We start from the raw sequence: 13,165 nt of genomic DNA on the forward strand, positions 1-13,165 counted from the left end.
GTAAGCCCAAGGATTTTCATCCCGCGCCCTTCCGCGCTATACTCCCGCGCTTACCCGGGCAGGTGCCCGGGTAGCTCTGCCGTGGTGCAGAGCCATCGGGCCGGAACCGGCCCGTCCCTGCCTTTCGCCCGCGGCGGCAAAGGCTTCTCCGGGAACATACCCGAGTAACCGTAGGGAGCGAACAATGCGACATTACGAAGTGGTCTTCATGGTCCACCCGGACCAGAGCGACCAGGTGCCCGCCATGACGGAGCGCTATCGCGCCATCGTCGAGGGCAATGACGGCAAGGTGCACCGCCTCGAGGACTGGGGCCGCCGGCAGCTTGCCTACCCCATCCGCAAGCTCATCAAGGCGCACTACGTTCTCATGAACATCGAGTGCGGCAAGGACGAGCTGGACGAACTCACCTCTGCCTTCCGTTTCAACGATGCCGTCATCCGGCACTTCGTGCTCGCCCGGGAAGAGCCGGTCACCGAGCCGTCGCCGATGATGAAGGAAAAGGACGAGAGCAAGGAGCGGGGCCGGCGCGAGGATCGCCCGCGGGGCGACGACCGGCCGCAGTCCCGTGACCAGGGTCAGGGCGAGGGCGAGCAGGCCGAGGCTTCCGAGGAAGCTGACAGCGGCGCCGAGGCCTGAGCCGGGCGGGGCAGGAGTGCTCGCCCATGACAGAGTCCGGGCACGCCCCGTGGCCCGACAATCGCCTGGCGCTCACCGGGACCGTGGTGGATGAGCCGCAGACCCGGACCTCGCCGGGCGGCGTGCCGGTGAGCCGGTTCACCCTGGAGCATGCCTCCGAGCAACCGGACGACGGCGAGAGCCGCCAGACCCGGTTCCGGGTAAGCGTCCATGCCCGGGGCAAGGCGCTGCAGGCGGAGGTCGCCGCCCTGCAGGCCGGCAGCCGGGTACGGGTTCTCGGCCATCTCGGGCATACCGGCTATCGTCCGGAACAGCAGCGGCTGGTGGTGATCGCGCGCCGCATTCAGCCGCAACCGAATCAGGAAACGCAAGGAGTTGAGTAATGGCTCGTTTTTTCCGTCGTCGCAAGTATTGCCGCTTTACAGCGGAAGGCGTGAAGGAGATCGACTACAAGGATCTCGCCACGCTGCGGAACTACATCACGGAGACGGGCAAGATCGTCCCGAGCCGGATCACCGGGACGAACGCCCGCTATCAGCGCCAGCTGGCCCGTGCCATCAAGCGTGCACGCTACCTGGCACTGCTGCCGTATACGGACCGGCACTGATCCGGCCGCCGGGACAGCACGGAGCACGTCCGTGAGAGGCCTGGCGGGATTGCTCATGCAGGGTCGGTGGCAGCCGGTGCTGTTCATGGGCGTCACCACCCTGGTGCCGTTGCTGGCGTGGCTCGGCGGCGCGGCGCTGGCCCTGGTCACCCTGCGCCGCGGGCCGCTGGAAGGATTCGTGACCATGGCCGCGGCGTCCCTGGCCCTGGGCGTGGGGCTGGCGGCCATGGGGGCGAACCCCGTGGTCTCGGCGCTGGGCGTGCTCGAGTACTGGGGGCCGGTGTACGTGCTCGCCTGGGTCCTGCGCGTCACGGTGTCGCTGCCGCTGGCCATGATGGCGTCCGCCGCCATGGCCGCGGTGGTGCTCGTCGGATGGCACGTGCTGGTCACCGACCCGGTGGCGTTCTGGGAGCGTTCACTGGGGCCGCTGGCGCAGGGCGAGAACGCGACCGGGATGATGGAGGCGCTGCTGCCGGTGATGTCCGGCTACTGGGTGCTCGGGCTGTGGAGCCTGGTCCTGGGCAGCCTGCTTCTGGGCCGCTGGTGGCAGGCACTGCTGTACAATCCGGGCGGGTTCCGGGCGGAGTTCCATGCCCTGCGCCTGGACTGGCGTCTCGGGGCGGCGGCCCTGGCGGCCATGCTCGGGGCGACGTTCACGGGGCCCGGGCTGGTGCATGATCTGTCGCTGCTCGCCTCGGGTGTGTTTACCATACAGGCCCTGGCGGTGGCGCACGGGCTGCGGGCCGTGACCGGCTGGCACCGGGCGGTGCTGATACCGGTGTACGTATTGTTGCCGTTTCTGTTCAAGCTGTATGCCCTCGCGGGCATTGCCGATACCTGGTTCGACCTGCGGGCCCGGTGGCGGCACAGCAGCGGAAGCGGCGGGTGAATCGACCGGGTGTCGATTCGGGATTTGAACTGATCGGGGTTGCAGCGATGGAAGTCATTCTCCTGGAAAAGGTGGAAAACCTGGGTAGCCTGGGTGATACAGTAAAAGTACGTCCGGGGTTCGGGCGCAATTACCTGGTGCCGCAGGGCAAGGCCAAGCCGGCGACACCGGAGAACATCCGGTACTTCGAGGAGCGCCGGGCGGAGCTCGAGCGCGCCGCCGCGGAAGCCCTGGCGGCCGCCGAGGCCCGGCGCGAGCGCGTCGCCGAGCTGACGCTCAACATCGCCGCCAAGGCCGGCGACGAGGGCAAGCTGTTCGGCTCGGTGGGCCCCGGCGATATCGCCGATGCCGCCACCGAGGCCGGTGTCGAGCTGGCCAAGCACGAAGTGCGCATGCCCAACGGGCCCATTCGCGTCACCGGCGAGTACGACGTGCATGTCCACCTCTATACGGACGTGGATACCACGATCCGGGTCGTCGTCGAAGGGACCTGACGCAGTCGCGTCGGCGCTGCGCCGGGCCGTGCACCGATGGCCGGCAGTCCGGGGGCCCGCGTTTGCCCCGGGGCGCGTCGGCGGGTGCGGTCCGGCCCGCGACATGGTCTCCGGGGCCGACGGCAGTCCATGCACGGTATCGAGGGTAGCGGGGAGCCATGGCAGAGACGAATCCCGCCGAACAGCTGGATACCAGTGCCCTGAAGGTGCCGCCCCATTCCCTGGAGGCGGAACAGGCCGTACTCGGCGGTCTCATGGTGGACAACGAGGCCTGGGACCGGGTCGCCGACCGCGTCGGTGAAGAGGACTTCTACCGCCACGATCACCGCCTGATCTTCCGCGCCATCGGGCAGCTGGCCGAGCAGCAGCAGCCCATGGACGTGGTGACGCTGTCCGAGGCCCTGCGCAACAGCGGCCAGCTCGACGACGCCGGGGGCATGGGCTATCTCGGCACGCTAGTGACGGAGACGCCCAGCGCCGCCAATATCGTCGCCTACGCGGATATCGTCCGCGAGCGCTCCATCCTGCGGCAGATGATCCGCGTCGGCACCGACGTGGTCAGCTCCGCCTTCCAGCCCGACGGCCGCGACAGCAAGGATCTCCTGGAGGAGGCCGAGCGCCTGATCTTCCAGATCGCGGAGAGCAGCGGCCGCTTCCAGCAGGGCTTTGTCGGGGTGAAGGACATCCTCCCCACAGTGGTCGAGCGCATCGACACGCTCTATCACCAGGACGGCAGCGTAACCGGCCTGCCCACCGGCTTCACCGACTACGACCACATGACCTCGGGACTGCAGTCCGGGGACCTGGTGATCATCGCCGCCCGGCCGTCCATGGGCAAGACCACCTTCGCCATGAACATTGCCGAGCAGGCCTCGCTCAAGGGGGACGCCCCGGTGGCCGTGTTCAGCATGGAGATGCCCGCCGACGCCCTGGCCATGCGCATGCTCTCGTCGCTGGGGCGCGTGGAGCTGCAGAAGATCCGCACGGGGAACCTGGAGGACGAGGACTGGCCGCGGCTGACCTCCACCATGAGCCTGCTCTCCGAGGCGAAGCTGTTCATCGACGACTCGCCCGGCCTGTCCCCCCAGGAGATGCGCGCCCGGGCACGGCGCCTCAAGCGCGAGCACGGTCTGTCCATGATCGTGGTGGACTACCTGCAGCTCATGCAGCTGCCCGGCTTCAAGGAGAACCGCACGGCGGAGATCTCGCAGATCTCGCGCGGGCTCAAGGCCATGGCCAAGGAGCTGGACGTGCCCGTGGTGGCGCTGTCCCAGCTCAACCGCAGCCTCGAGCAGCGGCCCAACAAGCGGCCGGTGATGTCGGACCTGCGCGAGTCCGGGGCCATCGAGCAGGATGCCGACGTCATCGTGTTCATCTACCGGGACGAGGTCTACAACGAGGACAGCCCGGACAAGGGCACCGCCGAGATCATCATCGGCAAGCAGCGCAACGGCCCGATCGGTACCTGCCGCCTGACGTTCCTCGGGCAGTACACGCGCTTCGAGAACTACATCCACGACGTCTACGGCGGCGAGGGCTGGCAACAGTGACCCGCGAAGCCCGGGCGGTGATCAATGTCTCCGCGCTGCGCCACAATCTGGGGGTGGCCCGGGATGCCGCGGGCCAGGCGCGGGTCATGGCGGTGATCAAGGGCAACGGCTACGGCCACGGCCTGCTGCGGGCGGCGTACGCCCTGCGGGGCGCTGACGCCTTCGCGGTGACCTGCCTGGAAGAGGCCATTCCCCTGCGGGAGGCGGGGTTCGCCCACCCGATCCTGCTCCTCGAGGGCCCGTACGAGCCCGGCGAGGTGCAGCTGGCCAGCCGCTATCGCCTGGATGTGGTGATCCATTCGGACTGGCAGATCAGCGTGCTGCAGAATGCCCGGCTGGCGCGCCCGCTCAACGCGTGGCTGAAGGTGGACTCGGGCATGCACCGCCTGGGCCTGCCCCCGGAGCGGGTCCGCGAGGCCCACGCGCAGCTGGCCGCCAGCGCGTCGGTGTCGCCGCACCTGCGGCTGATTACGCATCTCGCGGAGGCGGATGATCTCGACTCCGGCAAGACGGATCGGCAGCTGGCGTGCTTCGACGAGGCGACCAGCGGTCTCCGCGGCGAGCGGACCATCGCCAACTCCGCCGGCCTGCTGGCCTGGCCCCGTACGCGGGCGGACTGGGTGCGCCCGGGCATCATGCTCTACGGCGCCACCCCGTTCGATCACCGGAATCCGCCCCACGCCCCGCTGCGCCCGGCCATGACCCTGACCACGCGCATTCATGCCATCTACCAGCACCGGTCCGGGGACGCCATCGGCTACGGGGGCACGTGGGTGTGCCCGGAGGACATGCCCGTGGCCGTGGCCGCCATCGGCTACGGCGACGGCTACCCCCGGCATGCGCCGTCCGGGACGCCCGTGCTGGTCAACGGCGTGCGGGCGCAGCTCATCGGCCGCGTGTCCATGGACATGATCTGTATCGACCTGCGGGGCATCGACGAGCCGGTGGAGGTCGGCGACGAGGTAACCCTGTGGGGCGAGGGCCTGCCGGCGGAGGAAGTCGCCGAGCACGCCGGCACCATCGCCTATGAGCTTTTCTGCACCGTGACCCAGCGCGTGCGCTTCCTGGAAGAACGCGACCGGCATGGCCCGCACCCGCACTCTGTATAGCTGCAGCGCCTGCGGGGCACGGAGCCCGAAATGGGCGGGGCAGTGCCCGGAATGCGGTGCATGGAACACCCTCGAGGAGACGGTGGAGGCGCCCGCTGCGGCGCAACGCGCCACCGGGCACTACGCCGCGGAATCCGGCGTCATGACCCTGGGCGAGGTGGGGCTGGAGCAGGACGCGCGCTTCTCCAGCGGGCTGCGCGAGCTCGATCGCGTCCTCGGCGGCGGTCTGGTCCAGGGCGGTGCGGTCCTCATCGGCGGCGACCCGGGCATCGGCAAGTCCACGCTGCTGCTGCAGACCACCGCCCATCTCGCCGCCCGCGAGCGGGTGCTCTACGTCACCGGGGAGGAGTCCCTGCGCCAGGTGGCGCTGCGCGCCGGGCGTCTCGGCGTATCGGCGGACACCCTGGAGGTTCTCGCCGAGACGTGCGTGGAGGTGATCCTGGAGCATGCCCGGCAGCGACGCCCCCGGGTGCTGGTGGTGGATTCCGTGCAGACCGTGTTCACCGAGGCCCTGCAGTCGGCGCCGGGTGCCGTGGCGCAGGTGCGCGAGAGCGCGGCGCGGCTCATCCGCTTCGCCAAGCAGACCGAGACCAGCCTGTTCCTGGTGGGCCACGTCACCAAGGAAGGGCAGCTGGCGGGCCCGCGGGTACTGGAGCACATGGTGGATACCGTGCTCTATTTCGAGAGCGAGGGCGGCAGCCGCTTCCGCCTGCTGCGGGCGGTGAAGAACCGCTTCGGCGCGGCCAACGAGCTCGGCATCTTCGCCATGGACGAGGCCGGGCTCAAGCAGGTCCGCAATCCGTCGGCGATCTTCCTGTCGCGCCACCCGGAGCCGGTAAGCGGCAGCGCCGTGATGGTCACCCGCGACGGCAGCCGGCCGCTGCTGGTGGAGGTGCAGGCGCTGGTCGCGGAAACCCCGTTCTCCAGCCCGCGCCGGGTGGCCGTGGGCCTGGACGGCAATCGCCTGGCCATGCTGCTCGCCGTGCTCCTGCGCCACGGCGGGGTCATGACGGCGGACCAGGACGTCTTCCTGAACGTCGTCGGCGGCGTGCGGGTGGCGGAGACCGCCAGCGACCTGCCGGTGATTCTCGCCACCCTGTCGAGCCTGCGCGACCGGCCGCTGGCCCCGGACTGCGTGCTGTTCGGCGAGGTGGGCCTGGCCGGCGAGATCCGGCCCGTGCCCAACGGCGAGGAGCGCCTCGCCGAAGCCGCCAAGCATGGATTCACCCGGGCGGTAATCCCGGCCAAGAACGCTCCCAGGCAGGGGCCGAAGGGAATCGAGGTCGTGGGCGTGGAACGCCTGCAGGACGCCATGGACGCCGTGTTCTCCCGCTGAACCGCGGACGGCGGGCGCTCAGCCGCTCTGCAGGTCCTCCGCCATCTCGCCCAGCTCGCGCTGCAGGGTGGCGGGATCGCCGAGATTGAGCTCCACCAGCCGCCGCAGATGCCCCATGCTCTCCATGTCGATCTCGGTACAGTGGAACCCCGCATAGCGGCCGTTGCGGTGCGCCAGCTCGAGCGCCATGGCAATGCGGGCCTCCTCGGCCAGCGTGATGACGAGATGGTAGCGGGCGTCCGCGGCCAGCGGGACCGTTTCCGGGACGATCAGCATCACGCCCTTCAGGGACAGGTCGATGACCTGGGTGTCCAGCGTTGTCTCCGGCGTGCTCAGCTGTGCCGGCCCGTCGAACGGGACGCGACTGAAATGTCGACGCTCTTGGGATCCGGGAGCCATGGCAGGCCTCGCTGGCCGTACATCCTTAACGATTGGATGCGGATACCATAGCACCGACTCCCGCGGTGCGCGAAGAAAGTGCACCGGGGCGATCAGAGGGGGTCCCGGGCCTCCGCGGCGTCCAGGGTGTTGGCCAGGAGCGTCGCCACGGTCATGGGGCCGACCCCGCCGGGCACCGGTGTAATCCAGCCGGCACGCTCGCGGGCGCTGTCGAAATCCACGTCGCCGGTGAGCTTGCCCGAGTCCAGGCGGTTGATGCCCACGTCCACGACCACGGCACCCTCCTGGATCCAGTCGCCGGGAATGAAGCCGGGGCGCCCGACGGCCGCGACCACCAGGTCCGCGCCGCGCACCCGCGCCTCCAGGTCCCGGGTGCGGCTGTGGCAGATGGTGACCGTGCAGCGGGCGTTGAGCAGCTCCAGGGCCATGGGCCGGCCGACGATATTGGACTGGCCGACGATGACGGCATCGCGGCCGGCGAGGGCGATGCCGGCGTCCTCCAGGAGCTTCATTACGCCGTGGGGCGTACACGACCGCAGCCCGGGCAGCTTCAGGGCAAGCCGTCCCATGTTGACGGGGTGGAAGCCGTCCACGTCCTTGGCCGGATCGATGCGGTCGATGACGCTCTGGGCCTCCATGTGCGGCGGCAGCGGCAGCTGGACCAGGATGCCGTCGATGGCCGGGTCGGCATTGAGCTCGTCGACCAGCGCCAGCAGCCGCTCCTGGTCCGCGTCCCCGGGAAGGTCGTAGGCCCGGGAGAGCATGCCCACCTCCTCGCACTGGGCGCGCTTCTTGCGGACATAGACCTGTGAGGCGGGGTTGTCGCCCACCAGGACGACGGCCAGGCCCGGGGGACGCCCGCCGCCCCCGGTGCGCCGGGCGACGCCGGTGGCCACGGACTGCCGCAGGCGGGCCGCTGCGGCCTTGCCGTCGAGGATTTCTGCGCTCATGGGGGCTCCTGCGTGATCCCTGGGACGTGCCGCTGCGCTGCCGCATGCAAGCGAGCGGATTCTCGCACGGCCCGTTCTGCGGCCACAAGCAGATGGGTCCGCAGCGGCCGGCGGATGGCGCAGCAGCACAATTGCGCGACGTGCTCCGGCCGCGGCGCGTCAGTCGTCCGGGGTGCCGGTTTCCTGGGCCAGGGCGGCGGCGAGGGCTTCCGCCGGCAGGGTCACGCAGCGGTGGCGGGTCGGGTAGGCGCGCAGGGCACCGAGCGGCTCCAGCGGGGCGGGCAGCGGCGTGTCCGTGGACTGCAGCGCAGCCCGGACCGTCCCCGCGTACGCGCGCAGGGCGTCGGCACGGGTGTCCGGCGGCGTCTCGCACAACAACGACGCCGCTGCCATGCAGACCGCGCAGCCCCGGCCGTGGAACCCGATGGCGGCGAGCTGCTCGTGCTCCAGGGCGACGCCGACGCGGATATCGTCGCCGCACAGGGGGTTGTAGGCCTGCCCACGCCGGGGGTAGTCGTCCACGGGCCCGAAGCGGCGCGGGTGCCGGTAGTGGTCCAGCACGATCTCGCGGTAGATGGATTCCATCTCAGCCATCGAGCGGCTCCAGGGGCTTGACCTCGCAGAGGCGGCGACCGCTGCCGCCGTAGTGGAGCAGTACCATCTCCGAGAGGATGGCCAGGGCGATCTCCTCCGGCGCCCGCCCGCCCAGGTCCAGGCCCGCCGGTGCGGTGACCCGGTGCAGCTGCTCGGGGGTGAATCCCTCGGCCCGGAGCGAGTCCAGGACCAGGCGCGCCCGCTTGCGGCTGGCGACCAGGGCGATGTAGCCGGCACCCTCGCTCAGGGCGCGGCTGACGGAATGGTGATCGCCCTTGTGCTGGGTGGCGACCACGACGCAGTCCCCGGCGCCGGGCGTGAGGCGCCGGTACTCCGGGTCGTCGGTGTCCAGGCGGACCGCGTCGGGGTAGCGCTCCTGCGTGGCGCGCGGGTCGTTGATGACCACGTCGAAGCCGCAGATGGTGGCCATCCGGCACAGGCTCTCCACCAGGCGGCCCTGGCCGAGCAGCCAGGCTGTCGGGCGCGGCCGCACCGGCTCCACCCACACCTTCATGGTGCCGCCGCAGGGGACGCCGGCGCCCAGGATCTCGTCGGTCATGTCGATCTCGATGAGCCGCCCCTGGCCATCGGCGAGCGCCTCGCGCGCGGCCTGGCCGGCGGACGAGTCGGCGCAGCCGCCGCCCACCCAGCCGGCCATGGTGCGCCCCTGGGCGTCGAACACGGCCTTGGCTCCCTTTTCCGCGGACACCGAGCCCTCGGTCTCCACCACCGTGGCCACGGCGTGGGCCTCACCCCGGTCCCGCAGCTCCACCAGGACGTCCAGCAGATCGTTTCCGCGCATGCCGCGCCTCCTCCGACGTTCCGAGACACCAGGCCTGTCATGCTACCGCAGCATGCCCACCTCCAGCCTGTGCCCACCGCTCCGACCGCGCAAGGGGGGTCGGCATTCCCCGGGGCGGGGCTGCGCGGGCCCGCGGTCCCGGCGGCGGCGTCCGCATACGCATCCCCCGCGATTCGTCTACGCTTACCGGTGACGCCAACGGCGGGGCCGCTGCCGGCCCCTCACCCGGAATACCGAGGAGGAGAATGTCCATGGAGCTGAAGAACGAACAAAGACTCCCGGTTTCCCGCCAGAAGGCCTGGGAGGCGCTGAACGACCCGGACGTCCTCGCCGCCTGCATTCCGGGCTGCGAGTCCCTGGAGCGGGTGGACGATCACAACTACGACGCCACGGTGAATACCAAGGTGGGCCCGGTGAAGGCGCGCTTCACCGGCCGGGTCACCCTGGAGAACCTGCAGCCGCCGGAGTCGTATACCCTGAGCTTCGAGGGCAACAGCGGCCAGGCCGGTTTCGCCCGGGGCAGCGCCGACGTGTACCTGGACGAGGAGCCGGACGGCGGCTGCCGGGTGCGCTACGACGTCTCGGCGACGGTGGGCGGCAAGCTCGCCCAGCTCGGCAGCCGCCTGGTCAAGGGGGCGGCGGAGAAGAACGCCAGCGAGTTCTTCGGCAATTTCACCCGCCATCTCGGCGGTGAGCCCGAGGGAGCCGCGGAAGAAGCGGCCGCCGGAAGCGGCCAGGCCGCGCAGGCTGAAGGCGGCGGCGACTCTCCCCGCACCGGCTATTGGCCCTGGGTGGCCGGCGGTGCGGTGGTGGTGCTGGTCATCATCATCCTGCTGCTGTAGCGCCCTTGCAGTGTGCGCATGCGGGGCTACGCTCAAGGCAGGCGGATCGTCCAGAACAAGCAAGAACCCCGCGAGGAGAAGCTGTCATGAACGTATCTCTCACCGTCAACGGCAAGGCGGTGTCCGCAGAGGTGGAGCCGCGGACGCTGCTGGTGGAATTCCTGCGCGACGAGCTGGGCTTGACCGGCACCCACGTGGGCTGTGACACGGGGCAGTGCGGCGCCTGCACCGTCCACCTGGACGGCCGGGCGGTCAAGGCCTGCTCCGTGCTCGTCGGCCAGGCGGACGGCGCCGAGGTCCTGACCATCGAGGGGCTCGCCGGCGAGGACGGCTCGCTGCACCCCATGCAGGCGGCCTTCCACGAGCAGCACGGGCTGCAGTGCGGCTTCTGCACGCCCGGCATGGTCATGGCCGCCATCGACCTGGTGCGCAGCTACCCCGGCGCCTCGGATACGACCATCCGGGCCCAGCTGGAAGGCAACCTGTGCCGGTGCACCGGCTACGAGAACATCGTGCGCGCGGTGCGCACCGGTGCCGCGAACATGGAGGCGCAGTGACATGGCTACGGCAGAGACAGGCATCGGCAAGGCGGCGAAACGCAAGGAAGACCGGCGCTTCCTCACCGGCGAGGGGCGCTATACCGACGACATCGATCTGCCGGGGCAGGTGTACGCCTGCTTCCTGCGCTCGCCCCACGCCCACGCGCGCATCAACCGCATCGATACCGGCCCGGCCCGGGAGGCGCCCGGCGTGGTGGCCGTATACACCGGCGACGACCTGGCGGCCGACGGCGTCGGCGGCATCCCCTGCGGCTGGCAGATCACCGACGTCGACGGCCAGCCCATGAAGGAGCCGGCCCACCCGGCGCTGGCGCAGGGCAAGGTGCGCTACGTGGGCGACCAGGTGGCGGTGGTGATCGCCGAGAGCTACCACCAGGCCAAGGACGCCGCCGAGCGCATCGACGTGGACTACGACATCCTCGACGCGGTGGTGTCACCGGCGGAGGCCCTGGAGGAGGGACGCCCGCAGGTGCATGACGAGGCACCGGGGAACCAGTGCTATGTCTGGGAGCTCGGCGATGGCGACGCCGTCGACGACGCCTTCAACCGCGCCGCCCACGTGACGCGGCTGGACCTGGTGAACCAGCGCCTGGCGCCCAACGCCATCGAGCCGCGGGCGGCGGTGGCGAGCTATTCCCGGGGCGAGGATCAGTACACCCTGTACACCACCTCGCAGAACCCGCACGTCACGCGCCTGCTGATGAGCGCCTTCGTGCTCAACCTGCCCGAGCACAAGGTGCGGGTGGTGGCGCCGGACGTGGGCGGCGGCTTCGGCTCCAAGATCTTCCACTACGCCGAGGAGGCCGTGCTCACCTGGGCGTCGCGCAAGGTGGGCCGGCCCATCAAGTGGACGGCCGAGCGGGTGGAGTCGTTCATGTCCGATGCCCACGGCCGCGACCACGTCACCCACGCCGAGCTGGCCATGGACGACAGTGGCAAGTTCCTGGGCATGCGGGTGAACACCAAGGCCAACCTGGGCGCGTACCTGTCCACCTTCGCGCCGTCGGTGCCCACCATCCTGTACGGCACGCTGCTGGCCGGGCAGTACACCACGCCGGCGATCCACTGCCGCGTGACCGGCGTGTTCACCAACACGGCGCCGGTGGACGCCTACCGGGGTGCCGGCCGGCCGGAGGCCACCTACGTGGTGGAGCGGCTGGTGAGCGCCGCGGCCCGGGAGATGGGCATGGACCAGGCGGAGATCCGCCGCCGCAATTTCATCCCCAGGGATGCCTTCCCGTACCAGACGCCGGTGGCGCTGACCTACGATGTCGGCGACTACGACGCCACCCTCACGGAGGCCATGCGCATGGCCGACGTGGACGGCTTCGAGGCCCGGCGCAAGGAGGCCCAGGCCCGCGGCAAGTACCGGGGGATCGGGTATTCCACCTATATCGAGGCCTGCGGGCTGGCGCCGTCGAACATCGCCGGGGCCCTGGGGGCCCGCGCCGGCCTGTTCGAGGCCGGCGAGGTGCGCCTGCACCCCACCGGCAAGGTGACGGTGTTCACCGGCTCCCACAGCCACGGGCAGGGGCACGAGACCACGTTCGCGCAGATCGTCGCCAGCCGCCTCGGCGTCCCCTACGAGGACGTGGACGTGGTGCACGGCGATACCGACCGCATCGCCTTCGGCATGGGCACCTACGGCTCGCGGTCCCTGGCCGTGGGCGGCTCGGCGATCATGAAGGCCCTGGACAAGGTCATCGACAAGGGCCGCAAGATCGCTGCGCACATGCTGGAGGCGGCGGAGCAGGACATCGAGTATGACGACGGCACCTACCGCGTCGCCGGCACCGACAAGGAGATCTCCATGGGCGAGATCGCCTTCTCCGCCTACGTGCCTCACAACTACCCGCTGGAGCAGCTGGAGCCGGGGCTCGACGAGAACGCGTTCTACGACCCCACCAACTTCACCTATCCGGCGGGCAGCCACATCTGCGAGGTGGAAGTGGACCCGGACACCGGCAAGGTGGAGGTGGTGAACTTCACCGCGGTGGACGATTTCGGCAACGTCATCAACCCCATGATCGTCGAGGGGCAGGTCCACGGCGGGCTGGCCCAGGGGATCGGCCAGGCGCTGCTGGAGCAGTGCATCTACGACCCGGACAGCGGGCAGCTGGTCACGGGCACGTACATGGACTACATCATGCCCCGGGCGGACGACCTGCCGAGCTTCCGGGTGGGCACGCAGAATACCCCCTGCACCCACAACCCCCTGGGCGTGAAAGGCTGCGGCGAGGCGGGAACCATCGGCTCGCCGCCGGCGGTGATCGACGCCATCATCGACGCCCTGTCCCCGCTGGGAGTCCGGCACCTGGACATGCCCGCCACGCCGGTGCGCGTCTGGCAGGCCATCCAGGACGCCCAGGGCTCGCGTGCCGCATAACCGAGGTGAA

15 protein-coding genes are annotated in these 13,165 nt (G+C 70.2%); 11 read left to right on the plus strand and 4 right to left on the minus strand.

The genetic code is table 11. From position 1 onward, the window contains the following. The first annotated feature begins 184 nt into the window (after window positions 1–184). The 8 genes from rpsF (at window position 185) to radA (ending at window position 6,622) form a co-directional block, all read left to right on the plus strand. Window positions 185–637, plus strand: coding sequence for a 30S ribosomal protein S6 (rpsF, locus tag QWY84_RS16990; RefSeq protein ID WP_290204104.1), 453 nt, complete (start codon window positions 185–187; stop codon window positions 635–637). Between the two features lie 26 nt (window positions 638–663). Next, complete coding sequence (gene priB, locus QWY84_RS16995; protein WP_290204105.1) at window positions 664–1,020, plus strand: primosomal replication protein N; 357 nt, start codon at window positions 664–666, stop codon at window positions 1,018–1,020. Beyond that, complete coding sequence (rpsR, locus tag QWY84_RS17000; RefSeq protein WP_290204106.1) at window positions 1,020–1,244, plus strand: 30S ribosomal protein S18; 225 nt, start codon at window positions 1,020–1,022, stop codon at window positions 1,242–1,244. Before priB ends, rpsR begins: the two co-directional genes overlap by 1 nt. Before the next feature lie 55 nt (window positions 1,245–1,299). Continuing rightward, on the plus strand, window positions 1,300–2,133 hold the full coding sequence (locus QWY84_RS17005; RefSeq protein ID WP_290204107.1) for a YybS family protein: 834 nt from the start codon (window positions 1,300–1,302) through the stop codon (window positions 2,131–2,133). A 47-nt stretch (window positions 2,134–2,180) separates the two neighbouring features. After that, entirely contained in the window at window positions 2,181–2,627 is a 447-nt protein-coding gene (gene rplI / locus QWY84_RS17010) for a 50S ribosomal protein L9 (protein WP_290204108.1), read from the plus strand. 158 nt (window positions 2,628–2,785) lie between these two features. Beyond that, on the plus strand, window positions 2,786–4,177 hold the full coding sequence (gene dnaB / locus QWY84_RS17015) for a replicative DNA helicase (RefSeq protein WP_290204109.1): 1,392 nt from the start codon (window positions 2,786–2,788) through the stop codon (window positions 4,175–4,177). Then, on the plus strand, window positions 4,174–5,286 hold the full coding sequence (gene alr, locus QWY84_RS17020; RefSeq protein WP_290204110.1) for an alanine racemase: 1,113 nt from the start codon (window positions 4,174–4,176) through the stop codon (window positions 5,284–5,286). Before dnaB ends, alr begins: the two co-directional genes overlap by 4 nt. Next, the gene (gene radA, locus QWY84_RS17025; protein ID WP_290204111.1) at window positions 5,261–6,622 is read left to right on the plus strand and encodes a DNA repair protein RadA; all 1,362 of its coding nucleotides are present in this window, start codon (window positions 5,261–5,263) and stop codon (window positions 6,620–6,622) included. The genes alr and radA overlap by 26 nt, the downstream gene beginning before the upstream one ends. Before the next feature lie 18 nt (window positions 6,623–6,640). Here the strand turns inward: radA and QWY84_RS17030 are convergent, their stop codons facing one another. The 4 genes from QWY84_RS17030 to QWY84_RS17045 all read right to left on the minus strand — a co-directional run bounded on the left by QWY84_RS17030 (window position 6,641) and on the right by QWY84_RS17045 (window position 9,367). After that, complete coding sequence (locus tag QWY84_RS17030) at window positions 6,641–7,021, minus strand: PilZ domain-containing protein (protein ID WP_290204112.1); 381 nt, start codon at window positions 7,019–7,021, stop codon at window positions 6,641–6,643. Window positions 7,022–7,113: 92 nt separating this feature from the next. Further along, window positions 7,114–7,971 carry a bifunctional methylenetetrahydrofolate dehydrogenase/methenyltetrahydrofolate cyclohydrolase FolD gene (gene folD / locus QWY84_RS17035; protein ID WP_290204113.1) on the minus strand — a complete coding sequence of 286 codons (858 nt, stop codon included), beginning with the start codon at window positions 7,969–7,971 and terminating at the stop codon, window positions 7,114–7,116. A gap of 159 nt (window positions 7,972–8,130) precedes the next feature. Continuing rightward, window positions 8,131–8,565 (minus strand): iron-sulfur cluster assembly scaffold protein, encoded by a 435-nt coding sequence (locus QWY84_RS17040; protein ID WP_290204114.1) that lies wholly within the window; start codon window positions 8,563–8,565, stop codon window positions 8,131–8,133. Continuing rightward, window positions 8,558–9,367, minus strand: coding sequence for an XdhC family protein (locus tag QWY84_RS17045; RefSeq protein ID WP_290204115.1), 810 nt, complete (start codon window positions 9,365–9,367; stop codon window positions 8,558–8,560). The genes QWY84_RS17040 and QWY84_RS17045 overlap by 8 nt, the downstream gene beginning before the upstream one ends. A 251-nt stretch (window positions 9,368–9,618) precedes the next feature. On the opposite strand from QWY84_RS17045, the gene QWY84_RS17050 reads away from it, so the two are divergent. From QWY84_RS17050 to QWY84_RS17060, 3 genes are all read left to right on the plus strand, one after another. Next, complete coding sequence (locus tag QWY84_RS17050) at window positions 9,619–10,209, plus strand: SRPBCC family protein (RefSeq protein WP_290204116.1); 591 nt, start codon at window positions 9,619–9,621, stop codon at window positions 10,207–10,209. A gap of 86 nt (window positions 10,210–10,295) precedes the next feature. Then, window positions 10,296–10,766 carry a (2Fe-2S)-binding protein gene (locus tag QWY84_RS17055; RefSeq protein ID WP_290204117.1) on the plus strand — a complete coding sequence of 157 codons (471 nt, stop codon included), beginning with the start codon at window positions 10,296–10,298 and terminating at the stop codon, window positions 10,764–10,766. Between the two features lies 1 nt (window position 10,767). After that, entirely contained in the window at window positions 10,768–13,155 is a 2,388-nt protein-coding gene (locus QWY84_RS17060; RefSeq protein WP_290204118.1) for a xanthine dehydrogenase family protein molybdopterin-binding subunit, read from the plus strand. The last annotated feature ends 10 nt before the right edge of the window (window positions 13,156–13,165 follow it).

This window comes from Aquisalimonas lutea (genome assembly GCF_030409225.1).
Taxonomy (GTDB): Bacteria; Pseudomonadota; Gammaproteobacteria; order Nitrococcales; family Aquisalimonadaceae; genus Aquisalimonas; species Aquisalimonas lutea.

What these genes read in the sequence shown, in the direction of transcription:
- rpsF (WP_290204104.1), top strand. Translation starts at nt 185, where the DNA reads ATGCGACATTACGAAGTGGTCTTCATGGTCCACCCGGACCAGAGCGAC.
- priB (WP_290204105.1), top strand. Translation starts at nt 664, where the DNA reads ATGACAGAGTCCGGGCACGCCCCGTGGCCCGACAATCGCCTGGCGCTC.
- rpsR (WP_290204106.1), top strand. Translation starts at nt 1,020, where the DNA reads ATGGCTCGTTTTTTCCGTCGTCGCAAGTATTGCCGCTTTACAGCGGAA.
- QWY84_RS17005 (WP_290204107.1), top strand. Translation starts at nt 1,300, where the DNA reads ATGCAGGGTCGGTGGCAGCCGGTGCTGTTCATGGGCGTCACCACCCTG.
- rplI (WP_290204108.1), top strand. Translation starts at nt 2,181, where the DNA reads ATGGAAGTCATTCTCCTGGAAAAGGTGGAAAACCTGGGTAGCCTGGGT.
- dnaB (WP_290204109.1), top strand. Translation starts at nt 2,786, where the DNA reads ATGGCAGAGACGAATCCCGCCGAACAGCTGGATACCAGTGCCCTGAAG.
- radA (WP_290204111.1), top strand. Translation starts at nt 5,261, where the DNA reads ATGGCCCGCACCCGCACTCTGTATAGCTGCAGCGCCTGCGGGGCACGG.
- QWY84_RS17030 (WP_290204112.1), bottom strand. Translation starts at nt 7,021, where the DNA reads ATGGCTCCCGGATCCCAAGAGCGTCGACATTTCAGTCGCGTCCCGTTC.
- folD (WP_290204113.1), bottom strand. Translation starts at nt 7,971, where the DNA reads ATGAGCGCAGAAATCCTCGACGGCAAGGCCGCAGCGGCCCGCCTGCGG.
- QWY84_RS17040 (WP_290204114.1), bottom strand. Translation starts at nt 8,565, where the DNA reads ATGGCTGAGATGGAATCCATCTACCGCGAGATCGTGCTGGACCACTAC.
- QWY84_RS17045 (WP_290204115.1), bottom strand. Translation starts at nt 9,367, where the DNA reads ATGCGCGGAAACGATCTGCTGGACGTCCTGGTGGAGCTGCGGGACCGG.
- QWY84_RS17050 (WP_290204116.1), top strand. Translation starts at nt 9,619, where the DNA reads ATGGAGCTGAAGAACGAACAAAGACTCCCGGTTTCCCGCCAGAAGGCC.
- QWY84_RS17055 (WP_290204117.1), top strand. Translation starts at nt 10,296, where the DNA reads ATGAACGTATCTCTCACCGTCAACGGCAAGGCGGTGTCCGCAGAGGTG.
- QWY84_RS17060 (WP_290204118.1), top strand. Translation starts at nt 10,768, where the DNA reads ATGGCTACGGCAGAGACAGGCATCGGCAAGGCGGCGAAACGCAAGGAA.